Raw genomic sequence first — 13,773 nt, forward strand, 5'->3', positions numbered from 1 at the left:
GCTGTTCGAGGAAGGCAACGCGCGAGATGCCGCTTTGTGCCTTGATGCGGCCTTCACCCTTCGTAGCGGGAAAGCCTGTCGAGGTCGCGTATGGTGATGCTGCCATGCCCAAGCTCGATCAGGCCGAGATCGGCGAGCTTTGCCAGCCCTTGATTGGCCATCTGGCGGGAGATGCCGGCCAGCATGCCCAGTTCCTCCTGCGAGACCGCCAGCGTGCGGCCGAGATCGGGATAGAGGATCGGGTTGAACAGCCAGGCGAGGTTGCGGGCGAGGCGGCCGGTGGAATCCAGCGTGCGCTCGGTTTCGGCCAGCGAGATGAACTGGGCCAGCCGCTCGTTGAACTGATGGACGAGGAAGCGGTTGAAGGCCGCGGAATGCTCGAACAGCCAGAGGAAGGTCGACCGGCGCATCAGGGCTATCCGCGACTCGCGCAGTGCCACCAGCTCATAGCGGCGCGCCTCGGCCTTGATGACAGTGCCTTCGCCGAACCAGGCCCCGGCCCGCAAGCCGGCGAGCGTCGCGGATTTGCCGGATTTCGAGGTCGTGGCCATCTTGACCAACCCCTCGGCCACGCCGGTCCAGGATTCCAGCCGATCACCGACATGGCAGATCGAGGCGCCCTTGCCGTAGCTTTTGAAGGAAATGCCGCGCCGCGCCTCCTCGAATTCGTCCTCCGACAGGTCGCGGGACCAGGAGGCGATGGCGCGCAGTTCCTCGGGCGTGATCAAGGTGGCGGTTATCCGGAGTTGCGTTGGGCAGGTTTCGGGTGGCTTGGCGTCATTCTCGGGCGCGGCGGAGCTTAGACCCGAGAATCTCCTTCAGAAAGAGCCGAGCCTTCCCGTCGCGAGGTGCCCGGGTCAAGCCCGGGCATGACGGCACGAAGCTCTGCCGGCTATTCCGCGGCCTGCGGCAAGACAACATCGGCGCCACCGTCACGCAGCTGTGACAGCAGCACGGCCTCCTCGGCCTTTGCCGCCTTGAGGTGCCGCTCCTTCACATGGCCGAAGCCGCGGATCTTCTCGGGCATGGCGGCGAGCGCGACGCAGAGCCCATGGTTCTCCGGCGAGAGCCGCGTCAGCAGCTCGTTCAGCAGGGCCTCGTAGTCGACGATCAGGCGGCGCTCGGCGCGACGCTCCGCCGTGCGGCCGAAGGGGTCGAGAGCTGTGCCGCGCAGACCCTTGAACTTCGCCAGCACGGAGAACGCCCCCATCATCCACGGGCCGAAGCTCATCTTGCGGGGCAGGCCGGTGTCCGGATCGCGCCGTGCCAACAGCGGTGGTGCGAGATGGAATTCGTAGCGCAGCTTCCGGCCCTCGCTGCCGGCGGCCTCGAACGTCGCCGCGACCTGGGCTCGGAAGGCACCGTCGCTGTAGAGGCGGGCGACCTCGTATTCGTCCTTATAGGCCATCAGCTTGAACAGGTTGCGGGCGACAGCCTCGCTCAGTGCGGTCCGACCTGGCGTCACCGCCGATTCCCGAGTCTGCACGCGGGAGACGAGATGGCGGTATCGCGCCGCGTAGGCCGCATTCTGATAGGCCGTGAGAAAAGCGACGCGGCGCTCGATGGTCTCCTCGAGCGTCTGCGACAGCCGTCTGGCCGGCGTTGCCGCCTTGCTCTGCGAAAGCAGCCCGGCCAGGCCATCGGGATCATGCGCGGCGCGGCGGCCGAGCTCGAAGGCCTGCCGGTTCATGGCGATGGCCTCGCCGTTGAGCTCGATCGCCCGCAGCAACGCGTCTCGCGAGAGCGGCACGGCGCCGAGCTGCCAGGCATGGCCGAGCATGAACATGTTGGCCGCGATGGCATTGCCGAGGAAGGCGACGGCAGCCGCGGTCGCGTCGATGAAATGCGTCTGCTCGCGGCCGGCGGCCGAGAGGATCGCGCGCTTCAGTCGCTCGGTCGGCAGCGAAAAATCGGCATCGCGGGTGAAATCGCCTGGCAGGCTCTCGGCAGTGTTGACGATGACGGTGCCGCGCGCGGGGCGGATCGCGCCGAGCACCTTCTTCGAGCCGGTGACGGTGAGGTCGCAGCCGAGGATGAGATCGGCCTGGCCGGCGGTGACGCGGATCGCGTGTATGTCTTCCGGGCGCGGCGCGAGCTTGACATGGCTGAAGACCGCGCCGCCCTTCTGGGCGAGGCCGGCCATGTCGATCATGCCGCAGCCCTTGCCTTCGAGATGCGCGGCCATGCCGAGGATCGCGCCGATGGTGACCACGCCGGTGCCTCCGACGCCGGTGACGATCACCGCGAAGCCGCGGTCGAGCGCCGGTACGATCGGCTCGGGCAGTTCGCTCTCGCCGAGCACCGAGGCATCGAGCCGGAGCGGGTCGGCCTTCTTCGGCCTGGCGCCATGGATGGTGACGAATGACGGGCAGAAGCCCTTCACGCAGGAAAAGTCCTTGTTGCAGTTCGACTGGTCGATCTGGCGCTTGCGACCGAACTCGGTTTCCAGCGGCTGAACCGAGACGCAGTTGGACTGCGTGCCGCAATCGCCGCAGCCCTCGCAGACCAGCTCGTTGACGATGACGCGCTTGTCCGGGTCGGGATAGGCGCCGCGCTTGCGCCGGCGGCGTTTCTCGGTGGCGCAGGTCTGGTCGTAGAGCAGGAGCGAGACGCCGGAGCTCCCGGCCAGTTCGCGCTGGACGGCGTCGAGTTCGTCACGGTGGTGCAGCGTGGTGCCGGCCGGCCATTGCGTGCCAGGCAGGTATTTGCCGGGATCGTCGCTGACGACGGCGATGCGCTGCACGCCCTCGGCGGCGACCTGCCGCGCCATCTGGTCGGGCGAGAGATGGCCCTCGGCCTGCTGGCCACCGGTCATCGCGACGGCGTCGTTGTAGAGCAGCTTGTAGGTGATGGTGACGCCGCTCGCGACGGCCCAGCGGATCGCGAGCGAGCCGGAATGGGTATAGGTGCCGTCACCAAGATTCTGGAAGACATGGCCGCGCTTCGAGAACGGCGCTTCGCCGACCCAGTTGGCGCCCTCGCCGCCCATCTGGGTGAAGCCGGCCGTGTCGCGGTCCATCCACTGCACCATGTAGTGGCAGCCGATTCCGGCATAGGCGCGCGAGCCCTCCGGCACGACGGTCGAGGAATTATGCGGGCAGCCCGAACAGAAATAGGGCGTGCGCCTGGCTATCTCCTGAGCTTCGGCAAGGCGGCCCTGCGCCGCGGCGATCTCCTCCAGCCTGGTGCGCAGGTCAGGATCGTCCCGATATTGGAGGAGGCGCGAGCCCAGTGCGATCGCGATGTCGTTGGGATCGAGCGCGCCATGGACCGGGAAGAGCCAGTCGCCCTTCTCGTCCTTCTTGCCGATCACCATGGGTTGGTGCTTGGCGCCATAAAGCTCCTCGCGGACCTGGACCTCGATCAGCGAGCGCTTCTCCTCGACGACCATGATCAGGTCGAGGCCCTTGGCGAAGGCCTTCAGCTCGGCGGGGTCGATCGGCCAGGGGCAGGCGAGCTTGAACAGGCGGATGCCGAGGTCGTTGGCGCGGAGCTCGTCGATGCCGAGATCGGCCAGTGCCTGCTGCACGTCGAGATAGGATTTGCCGACGGTGGCGATGCCGATGCGCGGCTTCTTGCCGCCGCGGGTGACGATGCGGTTCAACTTGTTGGCGCGCAGATAGGCCAGCATCGCATCGCGCTTGTAGAGATGCATCCGGCGTTCCTGCTCGACGAAATCGAGCTCGCGCCGGATGGCAAGGCCGCCCGGCGGCGGGACGTAGTCGGTGGGCGTGACGATCGTGACGCGGTCCAGCGAGCCGTCGATCGACGCTGTCGACTCGATATTGTCCTTCACGCATTTGATGCCGACCCAGACCGAGGCGAAGCGCGAGAGCGCGATGCCGTGCAGGCCGTAATCGATGATCTCCTGCACGCCGGCAGGATTCAGGATCGGCATCATCCGGTCGACCAGCACGAATTCGGTCTGGTGCGCGTTGGTCGACGATTCCGCGGTGTGATCGTCGCCCATCAGGCAGATGACGCCGCCTTTGGGATCGGTGCCGGCCATGTTGCCGTGGCGGAAGACGTCACCGGAGCGGTCGACGCCCGGCCCCTTCCCGTACCAGAGCGCAAAGACGCCGTCGTGCTTGCCTTCGCCGCTCAGGCCAGCCTGCTGCGTGCCCCAGATCGCGGTCGCGGCGAGGTCCTCGTTAAGGCCTGGTTGGAAGACGATGTTGGCGGCCCTGAGGGACTTCGCGGCCCGCATGAATTGCTGGTCGAGCCCGCCGAGCGGGGAGCCGCGATAGCCGGAGACGAAGCCGGCGGTGTCGAGCCCGGCCTGCCGGTCGCGCTCGCGCTGCATCAGCAGCATGCGGGCGACGGCTTGTGTGCCGGTGAGGAAGACCTCGCGCTTGTCGAGATCGTATTTGTCGTCGAGGGCGACGCTACGCAGCGCGCCTGCCTCGGTGCCGGATTTCCGCGGTGTCTCGGCCATGATGGCCTCCCGGATCGTCGTTCCCGCCGATGGGCCGGTGGTCCCGGCCTCATGCTTCGCCGTCTCCGCGGCAAATATGTCAGTAAAGCTGACATATCGCCCGGAGGCGGTCAATTGATCTGGTATCATTCCAGTTTTCGGGGCCCGGTCCAGAGGGTTTGCGGGAATGGCCGACGCGTCATCCGGAGAGGCGCCGCGATTTGGCCGGGTTTGGCGGAGAAGGCTGTTGCGATCGTCGCACGCGCGTCATCGCCGTTGACGATCGGTTAACCATGATCCACCCAGCCTGCCGGGACCGAGGAGGATGTTCGCCCGTGACGCGCCGCGCCTATCTGACAGCCCTGTCGGGGCTTGTGCTGGCTGTCCTTGCCGCGGCGCCGGCCGCGGCGCATCCGCATGTCTTCGTCAACGCGAAGGCCGAGGTCGTCTTCGCTTCCGACGGGTCGGTGCAGGCGATCCGGCATCAATGGAGCTTCGACGAGGCCTATTCCGCCTACATCACTCAGGGGCTCGACAAGAACGGCGACGGCAAGCTGAGTTCCGACGAACTGGCGGAACTCGCCAAGATCAACGTCGAATCGCTGCCCGACGTCGAGTTCTTCACCGCGGCCAAGCTCAACGGCCGCAAGCAGGAGTTCGGCACGCCGGGCGAGCAGGTCATGTCCTTCGACAACAAGGTGCTGACACTGACCTTCACGCTTCCGCTGAAGACGCCTGCGAAAGCGCGCTCCTTCGGAATCGAGATCGGCGACCCCACCTACTTCGTCGCCTTCACCATCGTCGATCAGCCTGACGCGGTTGTAACCAAGGGGGCGCCACAGGGTTGCGTCGTGCGGGTCAACCGGCCGCCCAAGCTCGACGACGCTACGCAGAAGCGCCTGGCCGAGGCCGACATCACCGCGACGCCGGATGTCAGCGGGCTCGAGGTGACGACGCGGGCCCTGGTCGCATGTCCGTGACGCCGACGGAAGCGGCGCGTCCGGGCGGCGCGGTATTGCCGCGGCGGGTCATCGCCTGCGCGATGGCGCTGCTTCTGGTCGGCGGGGCCGTCGCGTTGCTGGCCGTGCTGATCGCGAGCGTCGGCCCACCGCCTCCGCCACCGCCGCGCAATCCTTTCGGCACGGCGCTGCCGCGCGAGGCGCTGCCGTCCACGACCGGCTTCGGCGCTGTCCTGATCGCCTGGCAGTCGAGCTTCTATCGCGAATTGACGGCGGCCCTGAAGGCGATCGCCACGGCGCCCGCTGCGCTGTGGGGGCTGCTCGGCCTCTCCTTCGGTTACGGTGTCTTCCACGCTGCCGGGCCGGGACACGGCAAGGCGGTGATCTCCGGCTATATCGTTGCGGACAACCGCAGCCTGAAGCGCGGGCTGGCCTTAAGCTTTGCAGCTGCCTTCCTGCAAGCCGCGGTCGCCATCGCGATCGTGATGGTGGCGACACTGCTGCTGCGCGTGACCGCAATGCAGATGAATGCCGCGACCACTGTGATCGAGCAGGGCAGCTTCCTGCTGGTGGCGCTGGTCGGCCTGCTCATGCTCTGGCGGAAGTCGGGAGCGCTGATCGCGCTCGAGGCAGGCGCCGCGCACGATCCCGCAGCCTGCGACCATGTCCACATGCCCGACGCCGATCAGGTCTCTCGGCTCGCCGGCTGGCGCGACATGGCCGGCGTCGTGCTGGCGGCCGGCTCGCGCCCCTGTGCGGGAGCGCTGATCATCCTCGTCTTCGCCGCTTCTCAAGGGCTCTTCTGGGCCGGTATCGCCGCGACCTTCGCCATGGCACTGGGCACGGCAATCACCACGGGGGTGCTCGCGGCCTTCGCGGTCTTCTTCAAGTTTGCGGCTCTGAAGCTCGCCGGCGGCGGCAGCCTGCGCTCGGCCCGGCTGATCGCCGGGCTCGAACTCCTCGCCGCCGCCTTCGTCGCCGTGCTTGGTGCGGCGCTGTTCACAGGCCTCTGGATCGGCGGGATGGGCAGCTGAGGCTCAGCCCGCAACCCGCTGCGGGTCGTTCTCGAGCAGGATCGGCTTGCCATGCGGCGTCGCTTCGGCGGCTCGGGCCCAGGAGGCGGCGAGCGCGTCGACGCCATCGTGGGAGGTGAGCCCCTTCGCGATCAGCAGGTGCTCCAGCGCCTCGCACCAGCGCTCGTAGTAGTCCGAGCCGTCCTTGCAGCCCCCGGCCGCGAGCGCCTCGCGGATCTCGGTGCCAAGCGCCTGCGCCCATTCATCCGCGGTGAAGACGCCCCTGTTCTGGAGCTCGACGACCAGCGCGAAGGCCTGCGCCTGCCAGGGCTCGGCGAAGATCGGGCCCCCGGCATCGCGCGGGATCGGCGTGTCGGCGGCCAACGCTGCCGCCAGATCGGTCTCAGGCCGGCTCAAGATAGCTCTCCCAGGCCTCGATGCTGACGGTGGAGGTCGGGTCGGCATCGCGGCCCCAGAGCTCGGGCCCGGCGAAGACGACGGTGTAGAGCCACTGCGCCGTCTCGGGCTGGCCCTGCGAGCCTGTATCCGGGAAGACATGGCAGCCGACGATGCGCTCGACCACGCCGGTCTTGCCGCGGGCATAGCGCGGCAGGCGGGTATGATGCTGCGGGTGCATGACGACGGTACTGACCCGGTCGCCGAGCGCGAAGCGGGCCGGCGCCTTGGCCTCTCGCTCATAGGGGAACCCGCGGCGCAGGACGCCTGCGACCTCCGCGCCCTTGAGCACTCGCCTGGGCTCGCGGCGCTCTGGCGCCGGCTTGCCGCTGGCGAGTTCGTCGGCGCTCAGGAAGCCGTGCTGGACCAGGACCTTGTCGAGCGCGGCGAGCCAGATCTCGTAATAGGTCGAGGAGAGGTACTGTGCTGGCGGCAGGCTCTCGCGGGCATGGCGGATCTCGTCGATGGTCCAGGCGCCCATGGCGCCGGCCGCGACATTGATCGCCAGCACGCGCTTCTCCCAGTCGCCATGGAAGACCGGCTCGTTCGACTCCGGAACGACCGGCCCGAAGGCCATCTGGCCGCCGAGATCATGGGCGCTGTTCATGCGGCGTCCTCCATCGAAGGCAGGCCGGTGCCGATCATGGAGTTGCGCGAGACGATGCTCGCGAGCTTCTCCTCGCTCCAGCCTTCGGTGCCGGCCGGGCGCATCGGGATGACGATGAAGCGGGTTTCGGCCGTCGAATCCCAGACGCGGATGCGCTGGCCCTCCGGCAGTGTCACGCCGAAATCGGCGAGGGTGCCGCGGGGGTCGATCACGGCCTTGGCGCGATAGGGCGGGGATTTGTACCAGACCGGGGGCAGCCCCAGCACCGGCCACGGGTAGCAGGAACAGAGCGTGCAGACGATGAGGTTGTGCTGCTCGGGCGTGTTGAAGCAGGCAACGATGTGCTCGCCGCCGCGCCCGCCATAGCCTAGCTCGGCCGCGGCCGCCGTGCCGTCCGCCTTCAGGCGCTCGGCGAAGGCTGGGTCGGTCCAGGCTTTTGCGACGATGCGGGCGCCGTCGCGCGGGCCGATCCTGGTTTCGTAGGTGTCGATGATCGCGTCGAGCGCGGCCGGATCGACATAGCCCTTCTCGACCATCAGCGTTTCCAGCGCCTTCACCCGTGCCTCGATGGCGGTGAAGTGGTTGTCGTGATGATGATCGTGGTCGTGGTGGTGTCCGCTCATGGCAACCTCCTCTCAGGCGATCCGGATGCGGGCGGCGCGCTCGTAGCGCACCGCAAAGGCGACGAGCGAGCGATCCGCGCCCTTCGGCCCGATCAGCGACAGGCCGAGCGGCGCCCCCTCGCGCTGGGCGACCGGAATGGTAACCTGCGGGAAGCCGGAGAGGCCGGCAAGACAGAGCAGCCGCAGGGCACGGTTGCGGAAATCCTCCAGCTCCGATTCCTTCGCGGCGATCAGCGGCGCGATGTCTGGCATGGTCGGCAGGACCAGCACGCCGTCGCGTCCGAGAAGCCGGGCGAGCCGGGTGCGGAAGGTCTTGCGGGTGGCTTCGCCGCGGGCATGCTCGGCGTCGGTCACCGCCTTGGAGAAGAGGAAGCGTTCCTTCACGCCGGGGCCGAGCGGAGGAGCGAAGCGCTCGATCATCGGGCCATCGGAGAGCCAGGCCTCGCGGCCCTGGATCCAGCGGAACGCCCAGTAGAGCGCGTCGATATCGCGCACGAGCTTGACGCCTTCCGGCTGGCCAAGCGTCGGGATCGTACGCTGCACGACATTGCGCAGGATGGTCTCCGCCTCCGGCACGGCCTGGGCGAACATGTCGTCGGCGATGAGCATGCGCGGGGTTTCCGGCAATTCCGCCCGGTCGACACCGAAGAGCACATTCGCGACGCGCGAGAACACCTCGCCATCCCGGGCGAACCAGCCGGGGGTATCGAGGCTCTCGGCCAGCGGCCAGACTCGCTTCAGCGAAAGCCGGCCATGGGTCGGACGGATGCCGAAGAGGCCGCCATAGCTCGCGGGCGCACGCACCGAGCCGCCGGTGTCGGAGCCGAGAGCGACGTCGGCGAGGCGCCCGGCCACCGCCGCCATCGAGCCGCAGGAGGAGCCGCCGGTGATGCGCTCCGGCGCGGCCGGATTGATCGGCGAGCCGAAATGAGCGTTCTGGCCGTTGAGCGAGAAGGCGAGCTCGTCGGTATGGGTCTTGCCGACAAAGCGGGCACCGGCCTTGAGCAGATCCTTCACGATCGGCGCGGTCTTGGTCTTGATGCCGGACTGCGCCAGCACCAGCGGCGAGCCCGCGCCGGTCGGGTAGCCCTTGACGTCGAAGAGGTCCTTCACCGCCAGCGTCAGCCCGGCAAGCGGGCCCGCGACGGAATGTTTCACCGGCGCATCGGGATAGGGCACGAAGCAGCGGAACGGATCGTCGAAGGTCATAGGTCAGATCCCCCTGGCATCGCCGTCGGAGCGCGGGTCATGCACCGCCTCGACATGGCCCCTGTCGTGCTTCACCAGCATGCCGGCATGGCCGAAACCCTCGGAATAGGCGAGTCCGCTCTCCTCGACCGGGTGGCCGGCGGCATCGAGGCGCTCCAGCAGCGACGGGTCGAAGCGGCTCTCGAACTTGAGGCTGCTCGAGCCTGCTCCCCAGGTCTTGCCGAAGAGCCAGCGCGGCGCATCGACCGCCGTCGCAAGGTTCTGGCCGGCCCGGTATCGCGTCAGGATCTGCGCCTGGAATTGCGGCTGGCCGTCGCCGCCCATCGAGCCATAGGGCAGGATACGTCCGTCCTCGAAGCGCGCGAAGGCTGGATTGAGCGTGTGGAACGGCTTGCGGCCGGGCGCCAGCGGGTTGGCGGCATCCTTGTCGAGCGAGAAGGAGACGCCGCGGTTCTGCCAGTGGATGCCCGTGGCGGGCAGCACGCAGCCGGACCCATATTCCCAGTAGATCGACTGGATATATGAAACGGCGAGCCCCTTGCCGTCGATCGCGCCCATCCAGATCGTGTCGCCGTCGCCATTGCGCAGCGGCAGCTTCGCGGCGCGCCTCATGTCGATTGCGGCGGCCTCGCGGGCCAGTACGGCTTCGAGCAGCAGCTCGGCCGGCGGATGGTCGAGATGGGCGGGGTCGGTCACGTAGCGGTCGCGGATGGCGAAAGCGCGCTTCGTCGCTTCGATGAGGCCGTGATGATGCTCGAAGCTGTCGAGCCTGCTCTCGCCGAGCCGCTCGAAGATGCCGAGCATCATCAGCGAGGCCAGTCCCTGCGTCGGCGGCGGGAGATTCGATACGGTGAGGCCGGGCAGCTTCAGCGACAAGGGCGCAACCGATCGCGCCTGATAGCGCGCGAGATCGGCGCGGGTGACGGGCGAGCCGATGCGTTCGAGGTCGGCGGCAATCTCGCGCCCGACATCACCGCGATAGAAATCGTCGAGCCCGGCATCGGCGAGCTGCTGCAGGGCCGCGCCGAGCGTCTCCGGCTTGCGGCGGGCACCAGGCTTGGGCGGGGCGCCGTCGATCCAGAAGCTGGAGAGGAAACCCGGGGCGGCCTTCAGCGCGTCAAGCTCGTTCGGCCTGTTGCCGAGCTCGGACGCCGAGATGGCATAGCCCTCGCGGCAGTGGCTGATCGCGTCGGTCAGCAATTCGCGCAGCGGCATGCGCCCGCCGAGCGAGCGCGAGAGTTCGAGTGCCAGCTGCCAGCCGCCGATGGCACCGGCGACGGTGAGCGCGGACTCCGGACCGCGCGACGGAATCAGGTCGTAGCCCTTGCCGCGATAGCGCTCGATCGTCGCGAGGGAGCCCGCCGGGCCGCAGGCCTCGATGCCGTGCAGGCGGCCGCCGGGCTCATGCACCAGCCAGAAGCCGTCGCCGCCGATCGCATTCATATGCGGATAGACGACGGCGATCGTTGCGGCCATCGCGACCATGGCTTCGATGGCGTTGCCGCCTTCGGCGAGAATGGCGCGTCCGGCTTCGGAGGCAAGGCGATGGGGGGCTGCCACGGCGGCGGAGGCGAAGACAGGCGTATCCAGCATCAGGGCTTTTCAGGCTCCGGAATCATGCCCATCTGGGGGCGACGGGCGCGAATTTGTTGCATGGGGCAGCAAGCTCCGCTAGGTGCGTGGGGCGCATGACTGCGTGAGGCAGCCTGCGCGCGAAGGAAGGACAGCATGGCCGGACGGCATATGAACTGGCGCAACCTGATCATGGTCTCCTCGTTCGGGATCCTGATCGCCGTCGAGCTCTTCGGCGTGGCGCTGGCGGCTGGCTGGGCGCTGGCCGGCCTGTTCGAGCTCGGCACCATCTTCGAATATATCATGATGGCGATCTTCTCGGTCTTCGCGGCCTATGGTCTGCTCAACCTGATGCGCCGCATGCTCAAGATCGAGCATCTGACCGACGTCGACTGAGCCTGCGCGGCTGCCGGAGGCGAACGCCTCAATCACAGACCTTGAGCGTGACCGGGTCGGCTTCGGCCGGGAGGTCGTCGCTCATCGGCCGGCACCGGCCGGCGCTGCAGACGCGCCAGTCGGCGGTCGCGCCCGAGCGGCGCATCACCACCTCCTTGAGCGGCGGCAGGGCGGGGCGCCAGCGCCAGAAGCCATCGACGAGCTTCGCGCCGTCGGGCGGATCCATGCCGGCGCCGGAGCCTTCGACCCGAGCCTCGACGATTTCCAGTCCCGCGGGCGTCTCGCGCCAGACCTCTTCCCACAGCGTCTTCTGCACCGAATGGCGCCAGCCCAGCGTGATCTCGCCGCGGCCGAGGGCGACGACGAGCGCGCCGGCCGTGAGGCACAGGCTCATGCCACCGCGGTCTCGGCCCTGCGCGCCGCCAGCCAGTGCCTGAATACGATCGCGCCAGAGAGCGCGTAGCCGAGCGGATCGCTATAGGCGAACTCGCCGAAGAGCAGCACAGCGGCGCCGAAGCACAGGATCCGTTCGATGACGGTGAGGCGGCCGAACAGGTAGCCGATGGCGACCATGCCGAAGAGGCCTATGGCGATCGTCGCCTTGAAGGTCGCGTAGGCCACGGCCGGCCAGAATCCGATGAGGTTCGCCATCGGATCGCCCGGCTGCAGCATCAGCGCCGGCGAATAGACGGCGATGAACGGGATGACGTAGCCGGCGAGTGCGACCCGCATCGCCTCCCAGCCGATCTTGTCGGGATTCTCCTTGGCGATCGGGGCGGCGGCGAGCGCCGCCAGCGCCACCGGCGGCGAGAGATCGGCCATGATGCCGTAGTAGAAGGCGAACATGTGGCTGACGATCAGCGGCACGCCGAGCTTCTCCAGCGCCGGGGCCGCCAGCGCCGCCACGATGATGTAGGTCGGGATCGTCGGGATGCCCGTGCCGAGCAGGATCGAGAGGATCATCGTCAGGATCAGTGCCAGGAACAGGCTGTGCTGGCCGAGCCCGATGATCCAGGCGCCGAAGGTCGTGCCGATGCCGGTCTGCGTCATCAACCCGATGATCGTGCCGACGATCGCGCAGGCGATGCCGACGGGCAGGGCCGTCTTGGCGCTGTCGGCGAGCGCGTCGCGGCTGATCGCCAGCGTCGTGCGTCCGCCCAGCGTGAAGGCATTTGCGAGGATCAGCGCCACGATCAGCACGGCGACGATCCGGATATCCATGCCGTCGCGGAAGAGCGCGGCGGCGATCAGCCCGAGGCCAACCCAGAAGATGATGCGCAATGTCTGCGTGCTGAAACCGGCGGTGATGCCGGCGCCGAGCAGCAATCCGACCGTCAATGCCAGCCCCATCGTGCCGGCGAAGAGCGGCGTGAAGCCGTGGAACAGCATGAAGATCAGCACGGCGAGGGGCAGGGCCAGATACCAGCGCTCGCGCAGGGCCTTGAGCGGGCTCGGCAGCAGCGAGCGCTCGATGCCCCTGAGACCGTATTTGCCGGCCTCCAGATGCACCATCCAGAACGCCGAGGCGAAGTAGAGCACGGCCGGGATCGCAGCCGCCTTGACGATCTCGGCATAGGGAACGCCCAGCGTCTCGGCCATGATGAAGGCGACGGCGCCCATCACCGGCGGCATGATCTGGCCGCCCATCGAGGCGGTGGCCTCGACGCCGGCGGCGAAGGCGCGCCGGTATCCGAACTTGATCATCAGCGGAATGGTGAACTGGCCGACGGTGACGACGTTGGCGACACCGGAGCCGGAGATCATGCCCATCATGCCGGACGACACGACGGCGACCTTGGCCGGGCCGCCGCGCGCGCCGCCGAAGATGCCGAGCGAGACGTCGTTGAAGAGATGGATCATCCCGGCCTTCTCCAGGAAGGAACCGAAGACGATGAAGAGGAAGATATAGGTCGCGGAGACGTAGATCGGCGTGCCGTAGAAGCCCTCCGTTCCGAAGGAGAGATGGCCGATGATCTGGTCGAAGCCGTAGCCGCGATGGTTGAACGGTGCCGGCAGATACTGGCCGAAGAACCAGTAGAGCAGGCAGACGCCGCACATGATCGGCAAGGCATTGCCCATCAGCCGACGCGCGGCCTCGAAGATCAGGACGATCAGCAGCGTGCCGACGACGAGATCGAGAGTCGAGGGATCGCCGTCGCGCAGGATCAGGTCGGCATAGAAGATCCATTGATAAAGGCCGATGCCGAAGCCGACGATGCCGAGCGCCCAGCCCAGAAGCCGGCCGGGCGTGTCCTTCGCCCGGAAATTGGCGACGAGGCCGAAGGAGAGCAGCAGCAGGAAACCGACATGGACCCCGCGCGCCGCCTGGCTCGGCAGGAAGTTCCAGGCGGAGATCGCGATCTGGAAGCTGGCGAAGGCGAGCGCGAGACCATAAGCGAGGAGACCCCAGCCGCCGGGGCCGAAGCCGGGCGGGAAGCCGTGCTCGAAATTGTCCAGATCGGGATGCTCGATCGGAACCGCGGTGGCGCCCGACAGGGCTTCCAACTGGTCTGTCTGCTGGGTC

The 13,773-nt window shown here is 67.9% G+C and carries 12 protein-coding genes; 3 read left to right on the top strand and 9 right to left on the bottom strand.

What is annotated here, in order from left to right:
- Nucleotides 1-53: 53 nt before the first annotated feature.
- Nucleotides 54-728, bottom strand: coding sequence for a Crp/Fnr family transcriptional regulator (locus ACIPIA_RS02670; RefSeq protein ID WP_400506407.1), 675 nt, complete (start codon nucleotides 726-728; stop codon nucleotides 54-56).
- Nucleotides 729-892: 164 nt separating this feature from the next.
- Entirely contained in the window at nucleotides 893-4,435 is a 3,543-nt protein-coding gene (locus ACIPIA_RS02675) for an indolepyruvate ferredoxin oxidoreductase family protein (protein ID WP_400506409.1), read from the bottom strand.
- Between the two features lie 314 nt (nucleotides 4,436-4,749).
- On the opposite strand from ACIPIA_RS02675, the gene ACIPIA_RS02680 reads away from it, so the two are divergent.
- Both ACIPIA_RS02680 and ACIPIA_RS02685 read left to right on the top strand, forming a co-directional pair.
- Nucleotides 4,750-5,394 carry a DUF1007 family protein gene (locus ACIPIA_RS02680; RefSeq protein ID WP_400506411.1) on the top strand — a complete coding sequence of 215 codons (645 nt, stop codon included), beginning with the start codon at nucleotides 4,750-4,752 and terminating at the stop codon, nucleotides 5,392-5,394.
- Nucleotides 5,385-6,407, top strand: coding sequence for a nickel/cobalt transporter (locus tag ACIPIA_RS02685; RefSeq protein WP_400506413.1), 1,023 nt, complete (start codon nucleotides 5,385-5,387; stop codon nucleotides 6,405-6,407). Before ACIPIA_RS02680 ends, ACIPIA_RS02685 begins: the two co-directional genes overlap by 10 nt.
- 3 nt (nucleotides 6,408-6,410) lie before the next feature.
- On the opposite strand, the gene ACIPIA_RS02690 is transcribed toward ACIPIA_RS02685, so the two are convergent.
- Genes ACIPIA_RS02690 through ACIPIA_RS02710 form a run of 5 tightly spaced genes read right to left on the bottom strand, consistent with a single transcriptional unit; the run spans nucleotide 6,411 to nucleotide 10,874 of the window.
- The gene (locus ACIPIA_RS02690; protein ID WP_400506415.1) at nucleotides 6,411-6,803 is read right to left on the bottom strand and encodes a nitrile hydratase accessory protein; all 393 of its coding nucleotides are present in this window, start codon (nucleotides 6,801-6,803) and stop codon (nucleotides 6,411-6,413) included.
- Nucleotides 6,790-7,449, bottom strand: coding sequence for a nitrile hydratase subunit beta (gene nthB, locus ACIPIA_RS02695; RefSeq protein WP_400506417.1), 660 nt, complete (start codon nucleotides 7,447-7,449; stop codon nucleotides 6,790-6,792). Before nthB ends, ACIPIA_RS02690 begins: the two co-directional genes overlap by 14 nt.
- Nucleotides 7,446-8,072: a nitrile hydratase subunit alpha gene (gene nthA, locus ACIPIA_RS02700; RefSeq protein ID WP_400506419.1), complete on the bottom strand. Its 627-nt coding sequence runs from the start codon at nucleotides 8,070-8,072 to the stop codon at nucleotides 7,446-7,448. The genes nthB and nthA overlap by 4 nt, the downstream gene beginning before the upstream one ends.
- 12 nt (nucleotides 8,073-8,084) lie before the next feature.
- Nucleotides 8,085-9,281, bottom strand: coding sequence for an amidase (locus tag ACIPIA_RS02705; RefSeq protein ID WP_400506421.1), 1,197 nt, complete (start codon nucleotides 9,279-9,281; stop codon nucleotides 8,085-8,087).
- Between the two features lie 3 nt (nucleotides 9,282-9,284).
- Nucleotides 9,285-10,874: a gamma-glutamyltransferase family protein gene (locus tag ACIPIA_RS02710; RefSeq protein ID WP_400506423.1), complete on the bottom strand. Its 1,590-nt coding sequence runs from the start codon at nucleotides 10,872-10,874 to the stop codon at nucleotides 9,285-9,287.
- A 135-nt stretch (nucleotides 10,875-11,009) separates the two neighbouring features.
- Here ACIPIA_RS02710 and ACIPIA_RS02715 point away from each other — a divergent pair, with 135 nt between their 5' ends.
- The gene (locus tag ACIPIA_RS02715; protein ID WP_400506425.1) at nucleotides 11,010-11,249 is read left to right on the top strand and encodes a hypothetical protein; all 240 of its coding nucleotides are present in this window, start codon (nucleotides 11,010-11,012) and stop codon (nucleotides 11,247-11,249) included.
- Nucleotides 11,250-11,277: 28 nt separating this feature from the next.
- Here the strand turns inward: ACIPIA_RS02715 and ACIPIA_RS02720 are convergent, their stop codons facing one another.
- Both ACIPIA_RS02720 and ACIPIA_RS02725 read right to left on the bottom strand, forming a co-directional pair.
- Complete coding sequence (locus ACIPIA_RS02720) at nucleotides 11,278-11,643, bottom strand: DUF1850 domain-containing protein (protein WP_400506427.1); 366 nt, start codon at nucleotides 11,641-11,643, stop codon at nucleotides 11,278-11,280.
- Nucleotides 11,640-13,745: a TRAP transporter permease gene (locus tag ACIPIA_RS02725; protein WP_400506429.1), complete on the bottom strand. Its 2,106-nt coding sequence runs from the start codon at nucleotides 13,743-13,745 to the stop codon at nucleotides 11,640-11,642. Before ACIPIA_RS02725 ends, ACIPIA_RS02720 begins: the two co-directional genes overlap by 4 nt.
- Nucleotides 13,746-13,773: the final 28 nt, after the last annotated feature.

This window comes from Allobosea sp. CER48 (genome assembly GCF_044752385.1).
Classification (GTDB): Bacteria; Pseudomonadota; Alphaproteobacteria; order Rhizobiales; family Beijerinckiaceae; genus Allobosea.

Coding starts and splice junctions, on each gene's coding strand:
- ACIPIA_RS02675 (WP_400506409.1), bottom strand. CDS start 4,435: ATGGCCGAGACACCGCGGAAATCCGGCACCGAGGCAGGCGCGCTGCGT.
- ACIPIA_RS02685 (WP_400506413.1), top strand. CDS start 5,385: ATGTCCGTGACGCCGACGGAAGCGGCGCGTCCGGGCGGCGCGGTATTG.
- nthB (WP_400506417.1), bottom strand. CDS start 7,449: ATGAACAGCGCCCATGATCTCGGCGGCCAGATGGCCTTCGGGCCGGTC.
- nthA (WP_400506419.1), bottom strand. CDS start 8,072: ATGAGCGGACACCACCACGACCACGATCATCATCACGACAACCACTTC.
- ACIPIA_RS02705 (WP_400506421.1), bottom strand. CDS start 9,281: ATGACCTTCGACGATCCGTTCCGCTGCTTCGTGCCCTATCCCGATGCG.
- ACIPIA_RS02710 (WP_400506423.1), bottom strand. CDS start 10,874: ATGCTGGATACGCCTGTCTTCGCCTCCGCCGCCGTGGCAGCCCCCCAT.
- ACIPIA_RS02715 (WP_400506425.1), top strand. CDS start 11,010: ATGGCCGGACGGCATATGAACTGGCGCAACCTGATCATGGTCTCCTCG.
- ACIPIA_RS02720 (WP_400506427.1), bottom strand. CDS start 11,643: ATGAGCCTGTGCCTCACGGCCGGCGCGCTCGTCGTCGCCCTCGGCCGC.